Annotated in this window: 23 protein-coding genes and 1 tRNA gene; 6 read left to right on the forward strand and 18 right to left on the reverse strand. The window is 64.4% G+C overall.

What is annotated here, in order from left to right; translation table 11 throughout:
• Positions 1-10 precede the first annotated feature (10 nt).
• From RHPLAN_RS04115 to RHPLAN_RS04160, 10 genes are all read right to left on the reverse strand, one after another.
• Complete coding sequence (locus RHPLAN_RS04115; RefSeq protein WP_068014093.1) at positions 11-2221, reverse strand: SLC26A/SulP transporter family protein; 2211 nt, start codon at positions 2219-2221, stop codon at positions 11-13.
• Positions 2222-2413: 192 nt separating this feature from the next.
• Positions 2414-3910, reverse strand: coding sequence for a M48 family metalloprotease (locus RHPLAN_RS04120; protein WP_068014094.1), 1497 nt, complete (start codon positions 3908-3910; stop codon positions 2414-2416).
• Entirely contained in the window at positions 3907-4686 is a 780-nt protein-coding gene (locus tag RHPLAN_RS04125) for a thermonuclease family protein (protein WP_198164699.1), read from the reverse strand. Before RHPLAN_RS04125 ends, RHPLAN_RS04120 begins: the two co-directional genes overlap by 4 nt.
• Before the next feature lie 158 nt (positions 4687-4844).
• Positions 4845-5060 carry a hypothetical protein gene (locus tag RHPLAN_RS04130; protein WP_068014098.1) on the reverse strand — a complete coding sequence of 72 codons (216 nt, stop codon included), beginning with the start codon at positions 5058-5060 and terminating at the stop codon, positions 4845-4847.
• 102 nt (positions 5061-5162) lie between these two features.
• Positions 5163-6866, reverse strand: coding sequence for a UbiD family decarboxylase (locus tag RHPLAN_RS04135; RefSeq protein ID WP_068014100.1), 1704 nt, complete (start codon positions 6864-6866; stop codon positions 5163-5165).
• 168 nt (positions 6867-7034) lie between these two features.
• On the reverse strand, positions 7035-8105 hold the full coding sequence (locus RHPLAN_RS04140) for a Bug family tripartite tricarboxylate transporter substrate binding protein (protein ID WP_198164700.1): 1071 nt from the start codon (positions 8103-8105) through the stop codon (positions 7035-7037).
• Positions 8062-9162 carry an ornithine cyclodeaminase family protein gene (locus tag RHPLAN_RS04145; RefSeq protein WP_068014105.1) on the reverse strand — a complete coding sequence of 367 codons (1101 nt, stop codon included), beginning with the start codon at positions 9160-9162 and terminating at the stop codon, positions 8062-8064. The genes RHPLAN_RS04140 and RHPLAN_RS04145 overlap by 44 nt, the downstream gene beginning before the upstream one ends.
• 54 nt (positions 9163-9216) lie before the next feature.
• Positions 9217-9597: a hypothetical protein gene (locus tag RHPLAN_RS04150; protein WP_068014107.1), complete on the reverse strand. Its 381-nt coding sequence runs from the start codon at positions 9595-9597 to the stop codon at positions 9217-9219.
• 346 nt (positions 9598-9943) lie between these two features.
• Positions 9944-10642, reverse strand: a complete 699-nt coding sequence (locus tag RHPLAN_RS04155) for a lectin (protein WP_157100052.1) — start codon at positions 10640-10642, stop codon at positions 9944-9946.
• Positions 10643-10774: 132 nt separating this feature from the next.
• On the reverse strand, positions 10775-11734 hold the full coding sequence (locus tag RHPLAN_RS04160) for an NAD-dependent epimerase/dehydratase family protein (RefSeq protein WP_068014108.1): 960 nt from the start codon (positions 11732-11734) through the stop codon (positions 10775-10777).
• Between the two features lie 59 nt (positions 11735-11793).
• On the opposite strand from RHPLAN_RS04160, the gene RHPLAN_RS04165 reads away from it, so the two are divergent.
• From RHPLAN_RS04165 to RHPLAN_RS04175, 3 genes are read left to right on the forward strand one after another with little or no spacing between them, the layout of a single operon-like run.
• Complete coding sequence (locus tag RHPLAN_RS04165) at positions 11794-12192, forward strand: VOC family protein (protein ID WP_068014109.1); 399 nt, start codon at positions 11794-11796, stop codon at positions 12190-12192.
• 4 nt (positions 12193-12196) lie between these two features.
• Positions 12197-12892 (forward strand): glutathione S-transferase family protein, encoded by a 696-nt coding sequence (locus RHPLAN_RS04170; RefSeq protein WP_068014111.1) that lies wholly within the window; start codon positions 12197-12199, stop codon positions 12890-12892.
• A 12-nt stretch (positions 12893-12904) separates the two neighbouring features.
• Positions 12905-13363, forward strand: a complete 459-nt coding sequence (locus RHPLAN_RS04175; RefSeq protein WP_068014113.1) for a carboxymuconolactone decarboxylase family protein — start codon at positions 12905-12907, stop codon at positions 13361-13363.
• A gap of 747 nt (positions 13364-14110) precedes the next feature.
• On the opposite strand, the gene RHPLAN_RS04180 is transcribed toward RHPLAN_RS04175, so the two are convergent.
• The 7 genes from RHPLAN_RS04180 to RHPLAN_RS04210 all read right to left on the reverse strand — a co-directional run bounded on the left by RHPLAN_RS04180 (position 14111) and on the right by RHPLAN_RS04210 (position 22789).
• A complete protein-coding gene (locus tag RHPLAN_RS04180) occupies positions 14111-15682 on the reverse strand; it encodes a class I adenylate-forming enzyme family protein (RefSeq protein WP_068014114.1) in 1572 nt (523 codons plus the stop codon).
• Positions 15683-15841: 159 nt separating this feature from the next.
• Positions 15842-16981: an MBL fold metallo-hydrolase gene (locus tag RHPLAN_RS04185; RefSeq protein WP_198164701.1), complete on the reverse strand. Its 1140-nt coding sequence runs from the start codon at positions 16979-16981 to the stop codon at positions 15842-15844.
• Positions 16966-18363: an amidohydrolase family protein gene (locus RHPLAN_RS04190; protein ID WP_068014117.1), complete on the reverse strand. Its 1398-nt coding sequence runs from the start codon at positions 18361-18363 to the stop codon at positions 16966-16968. Before RHPLAN_RS04190 ends, RHPLAN_RS04185 begins: the two co-directional genes overlap by 16 nt.
• Before the next feature lie 153 nt (positions 18364-18516).
• Positions 18517-19026 (reverse strand): cupin domain-containing protein, encoded by a 510-nt coding sequence (locus RHPLAN_RS04195; RefSeq protein WP_068014119.1) that lies wholly within the window; start codon positions 19024-19026, stop codon positions 18517-18519.
• Positions 19027-19065: 39 nt separating this feature from the next.
• Positions 19066-19554 (reverse strand): (2Fe-2S)-binding protein, encoded by a 489-nt coding sequence (locus tag RHPLAN_RS04200; protein WP_068014121.1) that lies wholly within the window; start codon positions 19552-19554, stop codon positions 19066-19068.
• Positions 19542-20360, reverse strand: a complete 819-nt coding sequence (locus tag RHPLAN_RS04205) for an FAD binding domain-containing protein (RefSeq protein ID WP_068014123.1) — start codon at positions 20358-20360, stop codon at positions 19542-19544. The genes RHPLAN_RS04200 and RHPLAN_RS04205 overlap by 13 nt, the downstream gene beginning before the upstream one ends.
• The gene (locus tag RHPLAN_RS04210) at positions 20357-22789 is read right to left on the reverse strand and encodes a xanthine dehydrogenase family protein molybdopterin-binding subunit (RefSeq protein ID WP_198164702.1); all 2433 of its coding nucleotides are present in this window, start codon (positions 22787-22789) and stop codon (positions 20357-20359) included. Before RHPLAN_RS04210 ends, RHPLAN_RS04205 begins: the two co-directional genes overlap by 4 nt.
• A gap of 147 nt (positions 22790-22936) precedes the next feature.
• Between RHPLAN_RS04210 and RHPLAN_RS40080 the strand changes: the two genes are divergently transcribed.
• The 3 genes from RHPLAN_RS40080 to RHPLAN_RS04225 all read left to right on the forward strand — a co-directional run bounded on the left by RHPLAN_RS40080 (position 22937) and on the right by RHPLAN_RS04225 (position 24520).
• Positions 22937-23848 (forward strand): alpha/beta fold hydrolase, encoded by a 912-nt coding sequence (locus tag RHPLAN_RS40080; RefSeq protein WP_068014127.1) that lies wholly within the window; start codon positions 22937-22939, stop codon positions 23846-23848.
• Positions 23849-23955: 107 nt separating this feature from the next.
• Positions 23956-24327, forward strand: coding sequence for a hypothetical protein (locus tag RHPLAN_RS04220; RefSeq protein ID WP_068014129.1), 372 nt, complete (start codon positions 23956-23958; stop codon positions 24325-24327).
• Positions 24328-24443: 116 nt separating this feature from the next.
• Positions 24444-24520 (forward strand) — tRNA-Arg (locus RHPLAN_RS04225).
• A gap of 211 nt (positions 24521-24731) precedes the next feature.
• Here RHPLAN_RS04225 and RHPLAN_RS04230 read toward each other — a convergent pair.
• The gene (locus tag RHPLAN_RS04230) at positions 24732-25805 is read right to left on the reverse strand and encodes an aromatic ring-hydroxylating dioxygenase subunit alpha (protein WP_084244281.1); all 1074 of its coding nucleotides are present in this window, start codon (positions 25803-25805) and stop codon (positions 24732-24734) included.

Here is a 25805-nt window from a genome sequence, read left to right on the forward strand (position 1 = left end):
TGACCGCGCGTCAGCGCTGCAACACGCCGATCGCCCGGCTGGCAAAGCTCAGGCGTTCGGCCATCACGGCGATCACGTAGCTGAGCAGCGCCTGGCCGAGCGCCGGACGCTGCTCCTTGATGCGGCGGTAGTCGTCGGCGCTGAGCTCATACAGCACGCTGTCGATCTCGGCCTGGATTGCGGCGCTGCGCGGCCGTCCGGTGATCAATCCCATTTCGCCGATCGTGGTGTGGCGGCCGAGGCTGCGGACCCGCACGGTATGGCCTTCGCCGAGATCGACGATGACGCCGACGCGGCCTTCGAGGATGAAATGCATGGAGTCGGATGGCTCGCCCTGGCGGGCGATGGTCTCGCCGGCCGGGACCTCGAGCCGCCGGCAATGCTCGACCAACATGTCGGCGTGCTCCGAACTGCCGAGCGCTTCGGTGAGCCAGTCGTGCAGCGAACGCGCCTCGCCGCCGTCGGCCCGATGCACGTCGATCACCGCCTGCTCGCAGGATTCCAGCGCACGGTCGAGGTTCGGCGCGATGATCACGTCGTCGGTGATGAAGCGGGCGATGCGGAATGGCCTTTCCAGCTCGGCTGTCAGGTTCACCAGCACGAGCCTGGCGCCGCATTCGGCGGCCGCGTCCTTGATCTGGGAGAAGCTGTGCGTGGCCGACGAATCGATGCCAGTGACGAGCCGCAGGTCGAACAGCAGGAAGCGGCATTCGGAGCGCTGCGCGAGCAGCGACTTGACGTATTCGTAGAGCCGGTTGGCCGAGCCGAAGAACAGGTAGCTCTGCAGCGCCACGCCCTGGATCTCGCGGCCATGGCGCGCCAGCAGGGCAAGCTCAGTCGGGCTGCGGTCGAGCGAACTGCGGTATTCGGAGCCGTCGAAGCTGAACTTGATGGCGTTGACGCGGCTGACGCTCAACGCAAAGGTCGCGCAGCCGATCACGATGCCGATCATCACGCCCGCGATGAAGCCCCAGGAGACGATGATCAGCGCGATCGCGAGCAGCGACAGATATTCGAGCGGCTGCAGCTGCCGCACCGAATGGATCAGCCAGCGGTAGCAGAGATTCCAGCCTGCAAAGAACAGCAAGCCGCCGAGCGCGAATTTCGGCACATAGCCGAGAAAGTCCGGGTTGACCACCAGCATGGCGGCGCTGATCGCGGCGAGCGTGAGGCCCGACAGCCGGCCGGTCGCGCCGGCCGCGTTGTTCAGCGTGGTCCGGCTGAGCGACAGGCAGCTGACAAAGCCGCCCAGCGCCGAGCTGCACAGGCAAGCGATGCCGAGCGCGTTCAGCTCCCGCTCGATGTTGGCCTCGCGCTTGGTCGCGATCTCGACGCCGGTGGTGTTGAGGAGGAGGCTGATGGTCGTCACGAACATCACGGCGAGAAGGTCGCCGGCGAGCCAGGGCAGGGTGGCCCAGGGGAAGCTTCTGAGCGATTCGAGCTGCCATGGCGAATGCAGCGACGCGGCCGATTGCAGATGGAACGTCCAGCCGTTGGCCTTGGCTTCGGCGGGCGATGAGCCGGTCAGCAGGATCACCAGCTGCGTGACTGCGACAGCGGCGAGCAGCACGGCCGGCAGGATGTAGGGACTGCGCGATCGCCCGATGAAAAGCCTGAGCACGGCCGCGACCGCAATGCCGGCCATCACCTTGGCGGCCATCTGGCCATGCAGGAAGGTCTCGGCGCTCGCCAAGGTGAGCCGTTGGTCGGTGATCACCTGGATCGCGCCCATGATCATCAGCACGCCGGTCGCGCCGAGAAATCCGCCGATCACCGGATAGGGTACGAAGCGGATCGCGCGCCCCGCGCGGGTCATGCCGAGCACGCAAAGGACGATGCCGGTCACGGCGGTGCCGAGCGCCATCACGATCAGCGCCGGTTCCAACAGATGGCTGGTCCCTTCGCCCGAAAGCCGCGTCATCATCGCGGCGACCAGCGTGGCGGTCACCGCCGATGTCGAGGTGTCGGGTCCGGCGATGGCGAAAGGCAGCGAGCTGCGCCACGCGACAACGGCGGCAGCGATCGCGGCGGACAGGAACGTCACCGCGATGCCGTAGGACAGCCAGCGCGACAGCGGCCCGGAGAAGATGAGCGCCGCATAGGACAGGCAATAGGCGATCGACAGCACGCTGCAGATCGCGCCGGCGAGCATATCGCGCAGCGCACCGCGTAGCGGTTGGCTGGCCCCGGCGGAGTCGCCAACGGCGCTATCGATCGACATTGGACAACTCCCGCCCGCCGCAAACCGGCGGGCATGCCCCTGAACTATAAACGACAGAATTATGACAGTGGCTTGAAGGCCCAACGTATTGGAATCATGCAGAAAGGATTGCAACACCACGTCAGCCGATCAGCGGACGGCGGTAGCGTGATCTTTTTGATGGATGGCAGGCGTCCGGGTCGTGGCGGAAGATTACTCCACCACCACCTTCACGAGGTCGCCGGGGTTCAGGCGGTCCTTCTCGCCGAGCCCGTTGAGCACCCGGAACCGCTCGGCGGCGCGGTCGGCGACCGCCATGCGCTTGGCGAACTTCTCGACGGTGTCCCCGGGCCGCACATCGAACACCTTGAGCCGCAGCGGCCGCGCCGACTGCATCTCGGTGAGGCTCATGCGGCGGAAGGTGTTGATCGAGTCGCGGAAGGTGCGGTCCACCAGGTCGGTGCGATTCTTCGCCGCGAAGATCACGCGATAGACCTCGCTGCCGAAGCGCACGACGTAGAGCCGGAACGTCCACTGGTCGCCGTTGGCGGTCGCGGTCGCGGCCGGGAAGCCCCCGACGGTGAGTTCCTCGACGCTCTTGGTGTCGATGTTCTCGATCCAGCCGGACACCAGATACTCGGGCAGGGTCTGCTCGGACGGCACGCGCACCACGTCGAGGCGGAGCGCCTGCGCGCCGCCTTCCTTGACGCCGAACACCGCCTGCGCCGAGTTGTCGAGCGTGAAGCCTTCGGGAGCCGTGAACGTGAAGCCGAGCTTGGGATGCAGGAACCTGCGGCCGCGGACGAAACCCTCGCTCGGGTCCTCGCCGTAGACCAGGCCGTCGAGCATCGTGAGATATTCGTTCCTGGCGCGTTCGCCCGAACCCGGACCCGCGAACTGCCGCGCATTGGCGATGGCATTGGTGACGCGCTCGGGCGTCGCCGGATGCGACGACAGGAAGTCCGGCGCGCGCGGATCGATGGCGCGCTGGGTTTTGAGCTGCGCGTTGTGGCCCATCGAGGTCAGGAACCGTTCGGCGCCGTAGGGGTCGTAGCCCGCCTTCGCCGAGATGCCGACGCCGATGCCGTCGGCCTCGAACTCCTGGGCGCGCGAGAAGTTTGCGAGCGCGATCTTGGATTTGGCGAGCGCCAGCGCGCCGAGTTGCGGATCGCTGAGCAGGTCGGTCGCGACGCGGTTGACGAGGGCGGCCTGCCGCGCCTGGTCCTCGCGGATCGCGGCGTGGCGCGCGATGACGTGCGCCATCTCGTGCGCCATCACCGACGCCAGCTCGGAATTGTCGTTGGCGAGCGCGATCAGGCCGCGCGTCACATAGAGCTGGCCGTTGGGCAGCGCGAAGGCGTTGACGGCGGGCGAGTTGAGCATCGTCACCTGATACTTGAGGTCGGGCCGTTCGGACGCCGCGATCAGCTTCTCGACCGTGCGGTCGAGCATGACCTGAAGCTTTTCGTTGTCGTATTGCCCGCCATAGGCGGCGAGAATGCGCAGGTGCTCGCGCTCTTCGCCCGGCGCGAGCTCGGCCTGCCGGCGCGGCTGCGGCGGATTCGCCGTCGTCACCTTCTGCAAGGTCGCGCTGGTGCAGGCGCTGAGCAGGACCGCGAGCGCGGCGAAAGCGGCGAGCACGCGCGCGCCGGCGCGCGGCTTCCCGCGCCCGTCCGCTCCGCCTTCTGCCCTGGTCCGTCCGCCGCTCACGGCTGCTCCACAATCTCAATCTGGCCCGGATGGATCACCTCGATCCATGGGCCGCCTCGTTCCTCGACCGTGCCCCTGACCCGAATCCGCCGGCCCGCCAGCTTCTTGAGCGGCAGGCCCGCGGCCTCGAAAGTGCGCTCGTTGCGCTTCAAAGTCGTGACGGTGAAGTCCTCCGACCAGCGTCGCCCGAAATTGACGTAGACAACGCTGCCGCTCTCGCGGACCGACAGAACCTTGCCCTCGACCACTGCGAAGTGGCCCCGAAACGCCAGGACTCCCGACGGGTCCTCGGCATTGGTCTTGGCATAATATGCGGTCTTCCACAGTCCAAAACCAGCCACACGGGCGGCTTTTTCTGCATTCAAAAAAGCCACGCTGCAGCCAGTATTTGCGGCGGCCGATGCGGACAACGCCAGGCCGTCCGCCAGAAGCTCGAGTTGCACGGGCTTTTCGTTGTCGTCGAGGGTGAGGCCCGCGGTCAGCCGGCCGTAACGATCGCTGTCCGGCCCCATCTGCAGCAACAGAACCTCTTGGCCCGCCACGCGTTTTTCCAGCGCAGCACGGGCGGCCGCGGCGTTGCCGTCATTCTCGGGCACTTCGATGCCGGGCAGCCGCAACTCGCGGCCATCGTCGAGTGTGACAGTCCTGCCGTCGATGACCGATTGCACGGTCGCCGATCCGATCACATCCGGACTGCAAGCGGGCTTGTCGTCGGCCCGAGCCGCACCCGCGATCATGATCGCAAGCGCGCAGACGCCAACCATGCGGTGACGCACCAGCCAACCCTCCCCACGCCGCGGAGCAAACCGCGCGACCATGGCGGCGCTATGGCGGAACAAGGGAACCTGTTTGGACGAGTTTCAAGCTGGCCCGGCCACGCGCGCCGGACCACTCACGTTGTCGACATCAGGCCGATGATCGGCCGTAGAGAATTTCAGGTCTCGGCGAGCGACGGACTGTCCGTCGTCTGCGTCTCGCCTTCGAGCACCGCTTCAGCCGGCTTGATCTGATGTCCGGCCATGCAGTGCGGGCACCACACCCAGATGGTCAAATCCATCGCGCGCATTTTGACCAGGGTGTCATTGCCAGTTTCGATGGCCGTCGTGACCTCTTCGCCCGAGGTCGGGCACCGATAGCACACAACACTCATACGCAACCCCTCCGCCGCGTCTATTAAAATGCGGAGGTTGAACGATTGGGTCAAGAAAATTCTAAGGTTAACCAGAGCTTAACGCGCTGCGACGTCGCGGACTCACTTGCGCGATTTCGGTTTCGGGTTTTTCGGCGCGCTCTCGTCGACGCGGCGCACTTCGGTGTTCATGCCGATGTCGCTGCGACGGCGTTGCTCCAGCGAATCCGCATTGTCCATGTAATCGCCGCGTGTCGCGCGCTCCGCCAGGGCATCGAACTCCTGGCCCCATTCGCCGAGCGAGTAGCCGAACCACGGCGACTCCGGCTTGAGCTTGGGCAGGCCGAGTTCCTCCCAGATCTGCTTGGCGCGCTCCATGTATTCGCGCTTGGGCAGCGAGATCGGCGGGAAGTCCTCCTTCAGCGTGGCGTCGATCAGCACCGAGGCATCTTGGCCGCCGTTGCGCAGGCTCCGCGGGCCGTGGCCCGGGTCGCGGTGCGGCAGCACGTGGATGTCGAGGCTGGCATTGGCGCGATACGACATTGCCCAGAGCAACGCATCGGCGTTGGTCGGATCGATGTCGTCGTTGATGGCGATGACGAACTTGCCCGCGGCGCGATGCAGGACAGCTGCGCCGTACATCGCGCGCCACACTTCGGTGGCCGGCATGTCGCGCTCGCAGATCAGCGCGATCACCTTGCGGATGTTGGTCAGCGGCTCGTGCAGCGAGACGCGCTTGACGCCCTTGATGCCGAGCGTGTTGCGCAGGAAGTTGAGGAACAGCGGTTCCATGCCGATCAGTTTGATCAGGCTCGATTCCGACGGCGTCACCTGCGAGATGATCGAGGTCAGGATCGCGTCCTTCCGCCGGGTGATGGCGGTGACGTCCATGAAGGCGTTGAACTCCTGCAGGTTGACGTGGCCGTGCGACTCGCCGAACGGCGCCTCCGGTTCGAGATATTCGGTGTCGATGAATCCTTCGATCACGATCTCGGCTTCGGCCGGCACCAGCAGGTCGACGGTCTTGGCCTTCACCACATTGATCGGCGTGCCGACCAGCGCACCGGCGACATGCAGTTCGTCGAGCGTCTCGGGCAGTTTCTGCACGGACGCAAAGGTGACGACCGGCGGCGCACCGAGCACCACGGCGCAAGGCAGCTTCTTGAAGCCACGCGCGCGCAGCTTTTCCCAGTGGTTGTAGATGCCGGGGCGCAGTTCCAGCGACGGGTTCATACCGAGCCGCCGCCGCGCCTTCACCTGGCCGCGGTAGTTGCCCATGTTCTGGACGCCGGTGTCCGGGTCCTTGGTGATGTACTGCGACAGCGTCGCGTAGGGCGCGGAGTCCCAGCCCGGCGTCGAGATCGGCAGCGGGACGCCGTCGAGGCCTTTGCCGGGCTTGTCGAGCTCCTTGCCGGTGATGACGATCTCATGGCATGGCGCGTTCTCGACGATGTTCGGCGGCAACGGAGCCTGTGCGGCCTTCACCCAACGCGCATCGATCTCTTCAAACGGACAGTTGACGCCGATGCGATAGATCTCGCGGTTGGCGGCGAGGCCGCCGACCAGAACCGGAATGTCGTATTTGCGGCCCTTCGAGTCGGTGACGTTGGTGAACAGGAACGCCTTGCGGTCCTTCTCCTCGATGCCGCCGCGGAACTGCCAGCGCACCAGCGGGTGCATCTCGGTGTCCTTGTTGATCGGGCGGTCGACGCGAATGAGCTGGCCGGCTTTCTCCAGCGCAGCGACGTGATCGTGCAGGTCGGGGTAGGACGGCTTGGCGGACGACGACGCGGCGGGTTTGCGTTTTGATTTTGTCGTGGCGTCCATGATGAGATGTCCTGTCTTGAGCTCAGCGGACTTCTCTTACGCCTGTGCCATGACCCGCTCAATCCGGTTATCATCGCGCTGATGAATGGCTTTATGCGATGACAGCGTGCTCGCCAGCGGAACGGCTTGCCGCATTCTGCATGGCAGAACTGTCCCGGCAGAAATGGCTCAAGGCTTGCTCGAAGGGCGTGACGTCTTTGCTGCCGGCTCGATTCCGGCCGTGTTGATCGCGTCTTCATAGAAGGCCCGATCTCTCTTCAAGATATTGAAGAACTCCTCCTGTGTCGTGCCATCAGTGGCAACGCCCAAGGCGGCAAAACGCTGGATGATCATCGGGTCCTTGGAAACTTCGGCAGTCGCATCCACCATCGCATCGACGATGGATTTCGGCGTTCCAGGCGGTGCCATGAACGCTTCCCATGTGGAGACCTGGAATCCGGGATAGAACTCCGCCACCGCTGGCGTGTCCGGAAGCTTGGCCAGACGCTTGGCGCCCGACGTTGCCAGGATCCTGATCCTGTCGCTCGTCAGGTGCTGCATCATTTCCGGCGAGCCTGCGAAATACATGTCTACTTCGCCGGACAGCAATGCCGCGGTCGCGGGAGCCGCGCTCTTGTAGGGCACATGCACGGCGCTGAGCCCTGCTGTCTTGAGGAACAACACGGAGACGAGATAGCCGATGCCTCCGACGCCAGCGCTCGCGTAGTTCAGCTTGTCTGGATTGGCCTTGGCGTAAGCGATGAACTCCGGGAGTGATTTCGGCGGGAGCGATGACTTGATCCCGAGCAGGAAGGGCAGGTTGCCCAGCACGCTGATCGGAATGAGGCTGTCCGGGTCGTAGCTGACCTTTTGCAGCAGGGGTTGCGTCAAAATGGTCGAAGGCGACGTGAACAGGAACGTGTAGCCATCCGGTTGGGCAGTGGCCACCTGGGTGGCGCCGATGACACCGGCGCCGCCCGGACGATTCTCAACAATGAACGCTTGCCCGAACTTGCGCGTCAGATGATCCGCAGCCATCCGCGCCATGATGTCGGTGAAGCCGCCAGGCGCATTGGGAACAATGATCGTGACGGCTCGGGTGGGCCAGCTTGATTCCGCCTGAGCGCGCAACGGGGCCGCGATCGTCAAGGCGATGGCCAGCCACAGGCGCAGCCAGCTCAGAACACAGGGCCGCGATCGACCGGCCGCCGTCGAATCAGGGATGCTCGTCTTCCAGGAACCAATCGGTTGGAATCTCACGGCCGACTCCATTCTCGCTCGCTTTTGCATGAGCAAGCGCAGCGAGCGCAGCAAATTGCATACCAAGACCGATGACGTTGACGAAGCATGTCATGCCGCCGTGCGGCGGGGGCTGGACATGGCCTGCGACCAATTCGCCAAGATCGGGCCGCTCCGCCAAATCGGCACGGCTCTTGCGGGCGCCGCGCGTTGTTTGCAGGTTCTCCGCCAGAGCCTCCTTCGGGTCGTGGTCGTAGATCGGCTCCTCGCCCTTTCCGATGATGTAATTCGCCGGACGTCCGAGGCGCGTATGCACGATGACCTGGGCGCTCCGTTCAAGAATCCGGTCGTCGAGCTCCAGCTCTTTCACGCATGTGACGTGAGCTTGCGGGTCGAGCCAATCGACGTCGAGGACAGGTGTGAGGCTGTTGGTGGCGGTGCCGACGATATGCGCGCCGCGCACCGCGGTGCGTGCATCGTCCACCGCCCGCACGTCGATGCCGAGTTGCTCCTTAAGCTCCGCGGCAAGGCGTTCGCGCTTCTCGGGGTTGGGGCTGTAGATGCGGATTTCCTTGAGCTGCCTGACATTGGCCATGGCCACCGCCTGCGCGCCGGCCTGCCATCCGGAGCCAAGCAGGCCATAGACCGAGGCATTCTTGGGAGCCATGTATTTCGCAGCGATGGCGTTGGCGCAGGCCACGCGCAGACGCTGGATCACGCCGTCCGGCATGATCGCCAGAGGCTCGCCGTTGCGGGTGCTGAACAGCATGATGAGGCCAACGTATTTGTTGCCGGCCGCGGCGCGCTGCTTGTCTTTGCGGATTCCGCCCGGGCCCGCGCCCCATCGAATGACATCGGAATTGAGACGCACCGCAGCAGCTTCGAAGCGCGGCACCATGCCGTCCATGGTCTTGAAGACATAGCGGCCGTTGTCGTGAACCGGGCCGTAGATGTCGCTACGCGTGCGGTTGATTGCGCGCCCTTCACCGAGGTCCCGGTAGGCTTCGTCCAACTGGGCGAGACAATCCGCCATCGGCAGCAGGGCGGTGATCTCTTCATTGTTGAGGATCAGCGTCATATCTGGAAGCTCCTCCCGTGCGCCCAAGTGTAGCGCGGATGGAGGCAAGCGCCATTACGGTCTGACCTCGCGCTTTTGCATGAGCGTTCTGGAGTCGAGAACCCAATGGGTGCCCTGCATGCGGCCTTCGGTCAGCATCTCCACGCTGACCTGATGAGCCTTCGGCGTGTGGCCCACGATCTTGACGGACATCGGATAGAGGAACTGCCAGGCGTCGCGGTTACGCAGCTTCTGCTCCTGATAGGATGTCAGTGCAGCCGCATGGCCGCGCTTCCTGAGTTTTTGCCAATGCGTCAGCATGGCGATGTCTTGAAACCAGATGGAATTGGGCTTCACCGTCACGGTGTCGCCCACGCGGATTTCCGCCGCACCGACGCTGACGCTTCCGGCCAGCAGAACAAGCAACGCGAGATGCGCTTTGATCAATGCGGTCATTCGATTCATGCCAGCGTTGTCATGCCAGGCGTTGCCGCCATGCTACTCCGCGATCGGTGGCCGTGCATCCAGCACAAACAGTCAGGGCTATCGCATTTGGCGTCATTGGCGCAGTCTGGTCCCTCGCCCCGCGAAGCGGGGAGAGGGTCCCGAGCGAATGCGAGGGGGGAGAGGGGCGCTGCAACAGAAGAGCCCTCTCCCGGCTCGCCTTCGCTCGCCACCCTCTCCCGCAAGCGGGAGAGGGGACAAGAGCCGCATCAGTCGTCATGTGCGATTGCCCCGCACGAAAGATCAGGGCCGGGCTTGGCGAGCCCGGCCCCTTTACGATTCACAGTCTGCTGCTGCGTCAGTTGCTCGCGAAGCAATAGAGCAGGCCGTCTCCGCCCGTCCCGCGCAAATCCGCTTGGCTGCATCCGCCATCCGGGCCACGCGACGGGTGCGAAGAATTCCAAGACTTCGCGGGATCGTCGTCGCGCAGGCCTTTCCGGTCGATGTGGCCGAGCATCGCCGCGCCCTGGGTGCTGCTCGTCCAATTGCGGCACGTGCGGTCCTCGCCGGCCGGGAAGGCGCGGCCATCGGCGGTGGAGCCGGTCAGCACATCGTGCCGGTTCGGTGCGTATCCGACGCCCGGGATGAGAAAGCCGCGCTCGGAGATCGAGTTGTCGAAGCTCAGCTTGTTGTTGGCGCTGTGCAGATCGTCGACGCTGGTGGCGACGACGGTGCCTTTGAAGTTCTGCCACGGGCCATTGCCGATACGGTCGCGGGCGTTGATGGCGGGCTTGCCGTCAGCGGCCTGCGTGCTCAGGTAGGCGCGCCAGGTCTTGCCGCCGGCGCCGTGACGCGCGGCAAGCGTCTGGCAATGCTGATCGGCGCCCTCGATGCCGCCGAGATCGGCGCCCTTGCCGGGGCCCGCGCCGGTGACGAAGAACGTCATGTTCGGCGCCTGCGGCAGCTGCGGCGGAGCCGCCTGTTGCTGTTGTGCGTTGACGCCGGACGATACGCCCAGCGCCAATGCGGCCGCGAATAGAATGCTAGACTTACTCATGGATGTCGCCTCCCTTTGAACTCGCTCTTGGACCTTGAGTCTTGGACTTGGACCAAGCGAGCGGCCGGATGGTAGCCCATCGCCCGCCGCGTCAAATCCACGAAAGCGTGAACACCGGGCGCCGCTCATCCATCATGCTGCATAAAGCCGCATCCATTCCGCGAGGTCTTTCACCGCGGCTTGCAGCGGAAACTCCGGCTCCCAGCCGAGATGCCGCTTGGCCCGCGTCAGTTCGGCATGGTGATCGCGGTTCGACAGCGACACGCCGGTGCCGGCGGGGGCCTCGAACTTCACCTTCGCGCCGGGCGCGACGGCCTGGATCGCGCCGGCCATCTCGGCGGGGGTGGTCATCGCGCCCATGGTGATGTTGAACACGCGGCTGCCGAGGTCCTTGGTCTCCAGCGCCATCACCGTGCCGCGCGCCGCGTCCTTTGAGTACACCCACTCCATGGTGCCGGGCGGCACGGTTGCCTCCTTGCCGGCGAGAGCGTTGCGCATCGCCTCGCGGATCACATTCGACGGTCCGCCGCCGCCTGAGCCGCTCCACGGCCCGAACACCGCGCCATAGCGCAGGCCCGCGAATTCGATGCCGCACCACTTCGCATAGTTCAGGCCTAAGCTTTCGACCGCCTGCTTGGTCGCCGAGTAGAACGTGGTCGGCCGCGGGAATGCCTCCTCCTTGCCGAAGTCGCCGCGGTCCTCGCCGCCGTCGAGGTAATGGTTGAGCACGCTCGATGACGACACCACGACGCGCTTGAGCCCGGTCACGCGCGCGGCCTCCAGCACGTTCACAGTGCCCATGATGTTGAGATTGATCGCGGCATAGGGGTCGCGCTGCGCGCCGACTGTGAGCAGCGGATTGGCGGCGGTGTGGGCGATCCGCGTGATGCCGTGGGTGCGCAGCACGTCGACGATCGACAGCGGCCGCAGGATGTCGCCGCTCGTCAGCGTCACCTTGGATATGTCGACAATCTGGCCGATCGCTGCGGGTTGCGCCGCCACGTCCATCAGCACCGGCTTTTCGCCGCGCTCGACCAGGAGACGTGCGACCTGCGAGCCGATCAGCCCTGCGCCGATGACCAGTGTCGTCATTTGATCCTCCCTGTTGTTGGCCTTATTCTTGATCGAAACGGAGATAAAGGAGAAGCCCGATGGACATGAGCGTCGGCGTGCTCGATCACTACAACGTCTCGACCCGCAAGCTCCCGGAGACCATCAAGTTCTACGAGGAGGTGCTGGGCTTCAAGAACGGCCCGCGGCCGCCGTTCAACTTCCCCGGCGCCTGGCTCTACAGCTCGGGCCATCCGGTGCTGCACATCAACGACATCTCGCAGACCGACCGCGAGCAGCGGCCGGACTCCGGCGTCATCGATCATGTGGCGTTCGGCAGCCGCGGTTTCGAGGCGATGAAGAAGCACCTGGCCGGGAAGGGCATCGCGCACCGCGTCAATCAGGTGCCCAAGAGCACGCGCTGGCAGATCTTCCTCCGCGATCCGAACAACGTGGAGATCGAACTGAATTTCGAAACCAAGAACGAGATCGGAGCGTAGAACCATGGCGAAGTATCTTCTCGTCAGCTTCAAGACTTGCCCGTGGGTGCAGCGCGCCGCCATCGTGCTGCGCGAGAAGGGAGTCGACTTCGAATTCCGTCACATCGACCGCGACAACCGCCCCGACTGGTTCCTCGCCATCTCGCCGCACAAGAAGGTGCCGGTGCTGAGCGTCGACGGCAAGGTGTCGCTGTTCGAGTCGAACGCGATCGCCGAATACCTGGACGAGACGATCGCGCCGCGGCTGCATCCGGAGGACCCGGTGCAGCGCGCCGTCAACCGTGCCTGGACCGACTTTCTGCCGACCTTCGCCGACATGGTGACGGGGCAGGCCTATTCGGAGGACGAGGCGGAGTACAAAGCGGATATCGCGAAGATTCCGTTAGCGTTCGAGAAGCTCGAGGGCGCGCTGAAAACGCAAAGCGCCCAGGGTCCGTTCTTCAACGGCACGAAATACTCGCTGGTCGATGCGGCCTATGCGCCGTTTCTGCAGCGCTATGACTTTCTCGATCGCATCAAGCCGCTCGGCACGATCGAGAAGTTTCCGAGGGTGAAGGCGTGGGCCGAGACGCTGCTGAAGCGGCCGTCGACGCATTCATTCCCGGAGGCCGAGTTCGAGGGGCTGTACCGGTTGAACGTGAAGCTGCGAAAGAAATATCTGTCGCAGTTCATCGCCGACGCCGCGGTGGCGGCAGAGTAGGGCGGACGTACCGTGACCCAACGACTCGACTACGGGAAGATCGCGCCGAACGGCGTCAAGGCTCTTGGCGGCGTCTACGGCTATGTCATGCAGAGCGGTCTTCCCGCCGAGCTGGTGGATCTTGTCTATCTGCGTGTCTCGCAGATCAACAACTGCGCCTACTGCCTCGACATGCACACGCGCGACCTCCTCAAGAAAGGCGTGAAAATCGAGAAGCTCGCATTGGTGCAGGCCTGGGCCGAAGCCGGCCATCTCTTCAGTGAGCGTGAGCGCACAGCGCTCGCCTGGGCCGAGACGGTGACCCGCGTGTCGGAAACCGGCGTGCCGGATGAGGCGTTCGAGGCCGCGCGCGCGGTCTTCGAGGAAAAGGAACTGGTCGATCTCACGATCGCGATCGGTCTGATGAACGCCTACAACCGGATGGCCATCAGCTTCCGCAACACGCCGCAGGCGGTGCTCGCTTCGGCTTGATGCCGCTGTCTTGGTGCGCAAGCGGCAAAATATTCGGTTTGCATTTCCGCAAATCACGTGTAGACGCGAATTTGCCTCGTTCACTGAGGGCGTCATCTAGAGACGTCTATTTGGCGGAGCGGGGTGTGGCGCCTGCAGGCGTGGCTCGTGACCACGTCCCAGGGTGTGAGGTCATCGTCCGTCCCCGATGAGGGGGCCGCCTTCAGTGGCAGGACGCGATCGGGTGAAAGCGGGCGCAAATGCCCCCTGGAGCATGGTGGGTGAAAACCCAGCCGGTCCGATCGAATCTCGAACGGTGGCCTCGCAATAAATCGCCACAGTGGAGCGCCGGGAGGCGAGCGGGCCTGATCGCAAAGGTCCGCGGGCGCCCTCGCAAAGCGCCCAGATATCTGCGCCGTCTCGGCGCTCCGCTCCCTCTGTGAGGGGAAGGAAAAAGAGAGAGGCGCTGGCCCCGCGCCTGCTTTGAAGGGGCCGATGAATCACGTCTGGATGGATATTGAGGAGACGCGTTGAGGAACGCGGGCTGTTTGACAATTGAATCAGGATTTCACTGCTGCCAACCCAAAGGCGGTGTCATTGCCGGGCTTGACCCGGCAATCCATGAGCGCGTTCAGCAAAGCCAGTCGCAAGCGTGTGTTCTGTCGCGCCAGCGTATGGACCCCCGTGTCAAGCACGGGGGTGACGACCACCTTAGTTGATAGAGGCCCGGGACCATGCCGCAGCCGATGCGGCAACAGCGACTCTCGATTAAGCCGAAACCTTCTGCCGCCCGACCCAGTCCTCGCGCAGCTTGTCGCGCAGCACCTTGCCGCGATCGCTCTTCGGCAGGTCCGGCACAATCAGCACCTGCTTCGGCGTCTTGGCCGGCGGCAGGAATTTGCGGCTGTGCTCCAGCACGGCCGCTTCGGTCAGCGCCGCATCTTTCGGCACCACGTAGCAGATGACCTCTTCGCCGTAGATCTTGTCCGGCACGCCGACCGCGGCGGCTTCGGCCACGCCACTATGCTTCAACAGGATCTCGTCGATCTCCAGCGGCGCGATGTTGACGCCGCCGCGGATGATCAGGTCCTTGCTGCGGCCCGAGACGCGGACGAAGCCTTCGGTGTCCTTGATGCCGAGGTCGCCGGTCTTGATGCGCTTGCCCAGCACCGGGTCGATCGAGCCGTCGTCGAGCAGATAGCCGATCGCCATCTGCGGGCCGCCGACCGTGATCTCGCCTTCGACGCCGGGCGGGCATTCCTTGCCGTTGGCATCGGTGATGATCAGCTCCTGGTGCAGGGCCGGCAGGCCGACGGTGCCCATTTTCTTGGCGTAATGCCGGTTGCCGCAGACCCAGCCGGTCTCCGACATGCCGTACATCTGAAGGAGCGTGACGCCGTACATCTCCTCGAACTGCAGCCACTGCTGCGCGGTGAGCGGCGCGGTCGAGCAGCTCATCAGCCGCAAGGTCGGAATGTCCTTCGCCGTATAACCGAGCGGCTTATTGAGCAGCATGTTCAGCACGGTCGGCACGCCGGCCGAGAACGTGATGCCGTACTTCTGCACCCACTCGAAAAAGCGGCTGTGCGAAAAGCGCTTCGCCATGTGCACGGTGAGGCCCTTCTGCAGGAACGGCAGCAGCGTCAGCACCTGCGCCGAGTTCCAGCCGAACGAGCGGTATTCCAGCGTGCGGTCGTCTTCGGTGAGCCCGAGGAATTCCAGCGTGTCGAGGCCGTTCATCCAGTAGGCGGCGTGGTTGTAGATCACGATCTTCGGCCGGGCCGTGGTGCCCGAGGTGCAGAAGATGCAGGCCATGTCTTCGGCGTTGTTGCGTTCGGGCAGGCTCGCCGCGTTGCCGCGCGGCAGGTTTGCGAAGAACTCATCCTGCGGGTCTTTCGTGCCGCCCGACGACCACGCACCGAAGCGCACGCGCGGCGCCGGCGCATCGCCGACCAGAGCCTGAACGTTGATGTCCTTGTGGTAGAGGATCAACTCGGGCTTGAGAGCCGCGGTCAGATTGACCATCTGCTTCTCGTTGATCTCGAGATTGAACGGGCACATCACCGCGCCGAGGCGCCAGACGCCCATCCAGATCAGCAGCTTCTCGATGTATTCGTCGGACAGCACCAGCACGCGGCTGCCCTTCTTCAGGCCCTTGCTCTTCAGATAGGCCGCGATGTCGATCGCGACGCGCTCCAATTCGCCGAACGCGATCGACGTGCCGGACTCGAGGTCGACGATCGCGGTCTTGCCCGCGTCGCGCTTGGCGTATTTCGCCAGCAGGTCGGCGACGGGTTCGTAGGGAATCTTGAGCTGATGATCGCCGAACGGGCCTGCCATTGTTTCGCTCCTGTCATTCCGCCTCTGTCATTCCGGGGCGCGCCGAAGGCGCGAACCCGGAATCCAGTTACGGATAAAGTTCCTGCTGGTCTGGATTCCGGGTTCGCCACTTCGTGGCGCCCCGGAATGACAGCGGAGAGGTCTTTCGCCTCATTGGTTTCACACGAAATACGGCTCGACGCGCTTGTCTTTGGCACTGATCCGCCGGTAGCGAACCTGGGTTTCCGTCTCGATCATTTCCAGATGACCAAGCGCGACGAGATGATTGAGATGAGCGATCGCCTCGCCCATGGCGAAGCCGACCTGATGGCCGTCGAGGCCCGGCGTGAACATCACGTCGATCAGGGCACCGGCCGAGGACTCGGCGCCGACCGCGTCGAGCACCACGTTGAGCCGTTGCGCGTGATGCACCGCGAGCTGCCTGAGCCGGTGCTGCACGTTGTAGAACGGCTTGCGATGCGACGGCAGGATCAGCGTCTCGGGATGCAGGATGTCGAGGAACTTCTTGCAGCTCTTCAGAAACGCGCCGACCGCGTCGAATTCCGGCTCGATGTGCCAGGTGCTGACATTGGTGGTGATGCTCGGCAGGATCTGGTCGCCGGCGATCAGGATCTTCCGCTCCGCGCAGTAGAGCGACACGTGCTCCGGCGCGTGGCCCTCGCCGATGATGACGCGCCAGCGGTCGTTGCCGATGGTGATGAAATCGTCTTCGCGCAGGCGGCGGAAGCTCTTCGGCAAGGTCACGCCGTCGCTGTAGAGCACCACGCCTTTGAGGAAGCGCTCGACGCGCGCCTCGTCGAGGCCTTGGCGGCGATAGAAGATGCCGCGCGACTGCACGTGGTCGGTGTTGCGGTTGAGCACCGCGAGATTGGCGGTCAGCCACTCGCCGTGCGACATCCACGGACGCAGGCCCCATTTCTCGGAAATCCAGCCCGAGCCGCCGGCATGATCCGGATGGAAATGCGTGACGACGAGCTGCTTGATCGGCTTGCCGCCGAGGAGCTTGGCCCAGACGGCTTCGATCAGCTCGCGCTGCTGCTGGCCGCCGTAGCTGCAGTCGATCATGGCCCAGCCGTCGCCGTCGCGAAGCAGCCACAGGTTGACCTGCTTGAGGCCGACGAACGGCACCGGTGTCGACACCCAGAAGATGCTGTCGGCGACTTCGATGCTTTCGCCCGCTGCCGGAAAATCCGCGAACGGGAACATCAGCCCGTCGATCACGTCGCCGGGCTTCTGCTGCGGTCTCGGCTTGGCCTTGGTGCTGGCTTCGGTTTTGGCGTCCATCACGTCACCGGCCATTTCAGCTGCACCATCTGGTCGACCTTGAGGTGTTTGCTGAATCGCGACACCGCGACGGGGATTTCCTCGTACAGCTTGCTCTCGTCGATCTTGGTCAGCGTGCCGTCCGCGACCACGTGCTCGCCCGCCACGAACACGTCGCGCACCGAGTCGCCGGTGGCGCTGTACACGAGGTTGGCAACCGGGTTGATCAGCGGCTGCCATTCGGGGCGGCGCGTGTCGAACAGCACCACGTCGGCTTCCTTGCCAACCTCGATGGAGCCGATGCGTTGATCGAGCAGCGCCGCCTTCGCACCGTTGATGGTCGCCATTTCGATGCCGGTCTCGGGCGGCATGACCCGCGGATTGATCCGGGTTTCCTTGTAGCAGCAGCAGGCGAGCCGCATCTCTTGCGACATGTCGACGATACCGGAGGAGGCGTGGTCGGAGCCGACCGCCACGTTGACGCCGAGCGCGATCAGCTCCGGCAGCTTGCCGACGACGAAGTTACCGTAGCCGTTGTGCAGGCTCGACGAGGGCGCGCAGACCAGCGACGGCTTGCGCTTCGCCAGCATCGCGACCTCCTGCGGCTCGAGCCAGCCGGAGTGCACGATCAGCATCCGCTCATCGAGCACGCCGAGATGCTCCAGGCGTTCGATCTCGGCGAGTCCGCCGCGGGCGATGCTGGAGTCGTGCGTCGAATAGGAGAAGCAGGCGTGGGTCTGCAGCAGCGTGCTGTACTTCTTGGCGAGCTTGTCGAGGCCGGTGATGAGCTCGTCCGAGGCGTTGTTGAGCCCGCGGAACGAGGCGCTGGCGGTGAGCCGCGGATTGCCGGTCTTGCCGTATTTCTCCAGCACCGCCTCGGCGCGCTCCAGCGCGGTCGCGGTGTTCTCGATCATCCGCTCGGGCAGGAGGCCCAGCACCGACTTGGTGAGATCGAACGAGGAGCGCGACACCACCATGCGGATGCCGGTCGACATCACGCCCTCGACCGAAGCCTCCGGATGGTAGTTGCCGGGGTCGATGAAGCAGGTGACGCCGTGCTTGAGCAGCTCGGTCGCGGCAAGCGTCGCGGACACGCGGACGTCATCGCCGTCGAGGGCTGCCTCGTAGGGATACATGCGGTCGAACAGGAACGACTGCGCGTTGGCCTCGTCGGCAAGGCCGCGCGACAGCTGGAACGAGGAATGCAGATGGCAGTCGACGTAGCCCGGCGTCGCCACGGTGTTGCGGCCGTCGATGGTGTTCTTGCCGGTGTAATTCTTGGCAAGGTCGGCGGACTTGCCGACCGCCACGATTTTCCCGGCCTGCACCGCAATCGCCGCATCGCGGATGATGCGGCGCTGCGGGTCGACGGTGATCAGCCAGGCAATGTCTTTGATAACGAGGTCGACGGTCTGCACTTAAGTACTGTCCCAAAATTTGAACTGACGAATTCTCCGCAGTCATTCCGGGACGGCGCGAAGCGCCGGACCCGGAATCCAGACGCAAATTCGGCGCCCGGAACTGGATTCCGGGTTCGCGAGCTTCGCTCGCGCCCCGGAATGACAGCTGCCTCACTTCTTCTTGTCGTCTCCGACATAGGTCAGATCGTCGGCGATCTTTAGCTCGATCAGCACGTTGTCGTCGGTGGAATCCTCGCACAGCATCGAGCGGTGGCCGATGCCCTTCGGGATGAACAGCATGTCGCCGGGATGCATGATCTTGATGCCCATCTCGGTCTCCCACTTCAGCGCGCCCTTGACGCAGAAGATGATCTCGTGGGCGTCGACGTTGCGGTGCCAGAAGCCCATGTCGTGCTTGCGGCGCTTGGATACGTCGACCTTGACGCGGTCCGAGGTGTAAAGCCGCAGCGGCGTGCCGTCGGCCTTGTCGATGTTGGTCGGCGAGAACTTCTCGTCGAAAATGTTGAACATGCGGAAGATCTCGGCCATCTCCAGTACGCCGGCATTGACCACCGGCGGTTCGTTGTGGGCGAGCACGACGTTCTTGCCGCCGATGGTGACAAGCTCGCGATAGACCGGCTTGGCCTGCTGCGTCGCGCCTTTCTTGGTCTGTTCGTTCATCGTCAGCTCCTGTTGTTGTTTCTTCTTCAGGCTATTTCTTCAGCCAATTCCCGCGGCCTCTTTCAAGGCCGCCATGATTCCCGCATAGCCCGTACAGCGACAGATGTGGCCGCTGAGGACCTCGCGCAACTCGTCCTCGGTGGGTTTCGGGTTCCGCGAGAGATAGTCGGTGAACGACATCAGGATGCCCGGCGTGCAGAAGCCGCATTGCAGCGCGTGATGATTCTGGAACGCCTGCTGCAGCTTGTTGAGCCTGCCGTCGGGATCGGCCAGCGACTCGACCGTTCGCACCTCGCGGCCTTCGGCCTGCAGCGCGAGCGTCAGGCACGAGCGCACCGCCGCGCCGTCGATCTGCACGGTGCAGCAGCCGCAGACGCCGTGCTCGCAGCCCACGTGGGTGCCGGTTGCGCCGAGCGCATGCCGCAGAAAATCGCTGAGCAAGGTGCGCGGCTCGGTTTCGGCCGACAGCTTGCGGCCGTTGAGCGTGAGCGACACGCGCACCTTCTGGTCTTTGTTCACGCGGCGCATGCCAGCGCCTCCTCGATTACCACCGGAGCCAGATTGCGCAGGATGTCCCGGCGCAATTCGGCCGAGGCGTGCAGGTCCTCGTATCCTTCGAGCTCGTCGGCGAGTTCGCCGATCGCTTCCTTGGCGCCATCGAGCGGCACGCGCCGCACCACAGGCTTGCCGGCGATGCCGCCGATGCCGATGCGCGCGGTCTTGTCGTCCTCGATCACCGCGCCGACCGCGATGATGGCGAAGTCGCCGTGGCGGCGCGCCACTTCGCGAAATGCCGCCTTGCGGCTGGTCGCGATCGGAAACCGCACCGCGGTGATCAGCTCGTCCGGCTCCCGCGCCGTGGTCAGCATGTCGAGCTGGAAGCTCTTGGCGCCGACCGTGCGCGTGCCGCGCTTCGATCGCAGCACCACCTCGCCTTCGAGAAGCGCCAGCGACAGCGGCAACTCCGAGCTCGGATCGGCATGCGCGATCGAGCCGCAGACCGTGCCTTTGTTGCGGGTCTGGAAGTGGCCGACGTTGGGCAGCGCCACGGCGACCAGCGGCAGCTTGCCAGCGAGCTTCGGCCAGGAGAGCAGCTTGTTCTGCGTCACCGCGGCGCCAACCTCGATCCGGCTGCCGAGATCGCGGATCTGGTCGAGCTCGGGAATTCGCGCGATGTCGATCAGCACCGACGGATCGGCGAGGCGGAGATTCATCATCGCCATCAGCGACTGGCCGCCGGCTAGCACGCGCGCGTCGTCGCCATATTCGGCGAGCAGCGCGATGGCTTCCTCGGCGCTGTCGGGCCGCGCATAGTCGAATGGGCGCGGCTTCATTGCTTGGTTCCGTTCTGCGTCATCAGCGCATGGATGCGCCGTGGCGTCGCCGGCAGCTTGACGTCGTCAACGCCAAGCGCGTCGGCGATCGCATTGGCGATCGCAGCCGGCACGCTCATGCAGTTGCCTTCGGCGAGGCCCTTTGCGCCCAGCGGCGTCAGTGGCGTGGGCGACTCCATGTGGATCAGCTCGACCTTCGGCACCTCGCTCACGGTCGGCACCAGATAGTCGGCGAAGGTGCCGGTGAGGAACGCGCCCTCTTCGTTGGTGACGAATTCCTCGTAGAGGGCTGCGGCGATGCCTTGCGCGAACGCGCCGTAGATCTGGCCGTTGGCGATCAGCGGATTGAGGATTTTGCCCGCGTCATGCATCGAGACGTAGCGGTCGACCTTCACCTGATAGGTGATCGGATCGATCTCGATGCCGCACATGTCGAACACGAAGCCGTACGTCAGCGAGGTGTTGATGCGATCGTCGTGCGCCGGCGGCTCGAGCTCCGGCGGATTCCACACGCCGGTCTCGCTGAGCGCGGGCGCCATGCCGTCGGGCAGCATCACCGGCGACCAATGCGAGGTGCCGGCGACGCGGCCGAACGGCAGCGCGTTGTCCGGGTTGCTGATGCTGCGGATCTTGCCGCTGGCGAGCTCCACGTCCTCGGCCATCACGTTGAGCTGCTTGGCTCCGATCTTCTTCAGCTTGTCGGCCATCTGCCCCGCGGCCATCTTGGCCGCGACGGCGGTGCCCGGCGTGAAGCGGCACGAATAGGTGCCGGCCGCGATCGACCATTTGTCTTTAGCGGTGTCCATTTCGAGCGTGACGTCGACGTCCTCGGGCCGCAGCCCGAGCTCGCCCGCGACGATCTGCGACAGCACGGTCTCGTGGCCCTGGCCCTGCACGGTCACGTCGGCCGTTACCGACACCGCGCCGAGCGGATCGATGTTGACCGTCACCATCGAGGTCGCGCCGTTCTTCGGTCCGGCCTTGTCGCGGGCCTCGGGCGTCAAGAGCGTCGAGAGATAGCCCATGTTCGACATCGCGGGCTCGACCACGACGGCAAAGCCGATGCCGTATTTCTTGCCGGCCGCGCGCGCCGCGTCGCGGCGCTTTTTCAGGTCGTCGAGCCGGCCGCCGCCGGTCGCGATCTCGACGGCTTTTGGATAATCGCCGGAGTCGTAAAGCGCGCCGGCCGCGGCGCGATAAGGGAATTTCTCAGGCGGCACCAGATTGCGCTTGATGACGTCGAGATGATCGAGCCCGAGCTCGACCGAAATCTTGTGCACCAGCCGCTCCAGCGCGAGGTAGAGCTGCGGCCCGCCGAAGCCGCGAATGAGGCTCGCCGGCATCTTGTTGGTGAGCACGACGCGGTTGACGACGTCGCAGTTCGGGATGTCATAGCCGCCGGTCGCGGCGCCATGCATGCGGTAGAGCGGGCCCGGCATCGGCGCGCGCAGGAACGCGCCGTAGTCCTCAAGCTGATCCATCTTGAGCCCGAGGATCTTGCCATCGTTCGTCACCGCGGCTTCGATCTCGGTGACGCGGTTGGGGCCGGTGCTCGCCGCGACCAGATGCTCGGCGCGGTCCTCGACCCACTTCACCGGACGGCCGGTGATCTTCGCGGCCAATGCCGCGAGTACGACATAAGGAAACACCGAGAGCTTGATGCCGAAGCTGCCGCCGGAATCCGGCGGAATGCGAAGCCGCATCTTGGGGCCGGGCACGCGCAAGGCCTTCGCCATCACGGGGTGCGTGCTGAACGGTCCCTGGAAGTTGGCCATGCAGTCGTAGCTGCGGTCGGCCGGATTGTAGGTCGCGACGCAGACGTAGCATTCCATCGGCGTGAACGAGAGCCGGTGGAAGTCGACCGTCATCTTCACGACGCGGTCGGCCTGTTCGAACGCCGTCTTGGTGTCGCCGTAGTGGAACGCGCGCACCGAGACCTCGTTGGTCTTGGCCTCGGGATGCAGCAGCGTCGCGCCAGGCTTCTTCGCTTCGAGCGGATCGATCACCGCATCAAGCGGTTCGTATTCGATCTGCACCAGCTCGGCGGCGTCCTCGGCGATGTAGCGACTCTCGGCCACCACCAGCGCCACCGGCTCGCCGACAAAGCGCACCCGCTCGACCGCCAGCGACCATTGATGGATCGGGGCCTTCAGCGCCACCAGGAATGGATCGGAGATTTTCCGGATGTCCTCGCCGGTGATCACCGCCCAGACACCGTCCTTGGCCAAGGCTTCTGCGGCGTCGATGCTCTTGATCTCGGCGTGCGGATGGGGCGAGCGGACCACATGGGCGTGCAGCGTGCCGGGGGGCACCGGCAGGTCGTCGGCATAACGGCCGCGGCCCGACAGCAGCGCCGGATCTTCCTTGCGAACCACAGGTTTGCCGAGCCGCTCTGCCACCGCACTCACCTTGAAGGATACTCGGGACACAAAGCCCTGATTTCCGGCGGGAATCAAGCGTTGACCCGGTGGGCCGCCGTCCCCATAACGCATGGCGGTTTCTTGGTCGCATGCTGGCCGAACGTTCGGATTGCGAAAACGCGCCAGCGCGGAAACATTCTCTCGTGGAGTCTGCCGATGCAGTTTGAAATTCCCGTGCCCACCGAGACCTTCGAGGTCCCGTTGAGCGATGGCGCACGCATCCTGATGCGCCGGCACGGCAAGGCGGATGGGGTGCGGCTCCTGGTCACCCATGGCAACGGCTTCGCGGCCGACGCCTATTATCCGTACTGGCGGCAGCTCCTCGCGAAATTCGACGTGCTGGTATTCGATTTCCGCAACCACGGCCGCAACGTTCCGGTCGTGCCGTCGAACCACAATTACGGGCAGCTCGCCGACGACCTCGAACGCGTGGTGCAGGCGGTCAACGCCAAGCTCGGCGCCAAGAAGACCGCGGGCATCTTCCATTCGATGTCGGCGCGCACCGCGATGAAGCACGCGATCGAGATCGGCTGGCGTTGGGACGCGCTCATGCTGTTCGATCCCCCCGACGTGCCGCTCAAAGGCCATCCGCTCTACGAGGCGATGGAGATCTTCGAAAACAAACTGACCGAATGGGCGAAAGGCCGCCGGCGCAAGTTCAACTCGGTCGAGGAGTTGGTCGAGGAGTACCGGGCCTCGCGCGCGACGCGCAACTGGGTGCCCGGCATGCACGAGTTGATGGCGCAATCAGTGTTGCGCAAGTCGCCGGACGGCAACGGCTATGAGCTTGTCTGTGCGCCGGAGAACGAAGCCAACATCTATGCGCAGGCATTGACGCTCGACCTTTGGCCGAAAGCATCCGAATTCGGCGGGCCGGTGAAGCTCATCGGTTGCGACCCGAACTTCAAGGGCGCGCCCGCCACGGGCCCGGCCAACCAGGCGCTTGGCCGCGAAGGCGGCTACGACTACGACTTCGTCGAGGGCACCGGGCACCTGCTGCAGATCGAAAAGCCCGACGAGTGCGTCCGCCTGACGCTGGAGTTCTTGGGCAAGCACGGGCTCGCCTAGCCGGCGGCCCACTGGCGACGTTCATGTCTTGAGGAGACGCGATCCCGAATCTCGGCTGGGAGCAACGGGCTCCTGAAAGCCATATCAAGCGTATCAGGCGCACCACCATGCTTACCGCGGCTGCTGTTCTGATCACCTATTCGATAGCGATTGTTGCGGCTGGACACGGCGCGGTTCCGATGGCCCTCCTGCTCGTGATGGGCGGCGCCGACTCTTGGTGGCTCCCGGGCGAGATCATCGGCTGGGTCGGTGTCGCTGGCTTGGTCCTGGCCACCTTGCTGTTTCGCTCGGATGCCAAAAGACAGATCACCTTCCAGCTTCTGGCGTGTATCGTCCTGTACCTGTCCTGGCTGGTGGTTGCTTACATTGGCAATGGCGAAAGTGGCTCGCTCTGGAGCAGCTTTGTCCTGTCGGCTCCCTTCCATATCGCGCTTCTCGTCATTGCGTATCGAGCTGTGTTTCACCGGGTGCGCCGCTAGGCAGGTCGTGCGACCCGTGGTACACGCCGCTTTGCAGACAAGGCCCGGCGCCCGAGAGCCCGCGCTCCGAAAGCCCGCTTGAACGGTGTTTGGCTAAGCTGTTGTAATTGCCGGATGGTCCCGTAGCTCAGCTGGATAGAGCAGCGGTTTCCTAAACCGAAGGTCGCAAGTTCGAGTCTTGCCGGGATCACCAGGATTGTTTTCGCTAAACCGAAATCACATCAATAACTTAATCGGAGCGTTCTCCTCGGCTCCTTCAAATTGAGCGCGCGTTTGAGGCGCGCAAAGTCAATCAACGCGCTGGCAGTATGCACCGGAGAGAGAGCAAGGCGGCGATTTCGGCCGGCCCTGCTCCTTCTGGTGATCTTGAATCAGAGGTGACCCGATTGTCGCTGGTGGATCCCTCAGCCTTTTCCTGCGGTCTGTAGCTCGACAAGCTGCTTCCTGGCCTGTTGCGCCAGATAGCGGCGCAGCCGGATGACGCCGGCATCGTGCTGATACAGCATCTCGTGCTTCTCCAGTCCTGGTTTGACGCCAGCGAGGATTTCGCGATCCTGCTCGAGCACGTGCCAATGGCGCGGTTCGAGATTGGTCTTGTACAGGAAGCGCCACGTGTCGCGTTGCCAGCCGCTCACCTTGCGAACCCGCCAGAAGAACGCTGCGAGATTGTTCTCGTCCGCTGGTGTTGCGAATCCGACGATCCCGAAGTTGCCTCCCGGGCCCCCCGATTTCGGATACGGGATTTCCAGGCGCACATACAGCGCGTCGTGATCGACGAACTCGCTCCAGTCGAAGTTGACATCGCGCTGGCCATCCTTCTCGAAGAAGAAGCCGTGCGGCGTGTCGCGCGTCACGAAGTGCGCCTGAGTTTCGCCCTGGTACATGGTGTGCGAGTTGGCATGCAGGAACGTGCCGTGCATCGGATCCATCAAATTGTCGTAGGCGTAGCGCCAGGCCATCTCCCAGTCGGCATAGCAGAGGAATTGGGAATACTCCGGCGCCACGAGTTGCTCAGGCGGCTCGAAGTCCGGGGCATCTTCGTGCAGCGCATCGCCGAACCAGGTGAAGATCGCGCCTGCGATCTCGCGTGATGGATAGGTCTTCACGGCCTTCTTGCCCTCCAACGGGCAGCCCGGCTGGCCGGGCACCTTCAGCACGGTCCCGTCGGGGCCGACCTCGACGCCGTGATAATTGCAGCGAAGCCGGTCGCCCTCGTTGATGCCGCGCGACAGCGGCACCGCGCGGTGCGGACAGCGGTCGGTCTGGACATGCACGGCGCCGGCGGAATCGCGCCAGATCACCAGCGGCTCGCCCAGCCGCATGATGCCGAACGGCTTGGCGCCGGCCTCGATGAAACGCGATGGCAGGATCGGCCACCAGCGATTGCGGAGCCCGGTCCGCAGATAAGCTTGCACCTGCTGGTCGGTCGGCGCGGTGCTGGTGGCGCGGGTGCGGTCGATGGTTGTTGCGACGTTCAT

This window comes from Rhodoplanes sp. Z2-YC6860 (assembly GCF_001579845.1).
Taxonomy (GTDB): domain Bacteria; phylum Pseudomonadota; class Alphaproteobacteria; order Rhizobiales; family Xanthobacteraceae; genus Z2-YC6860.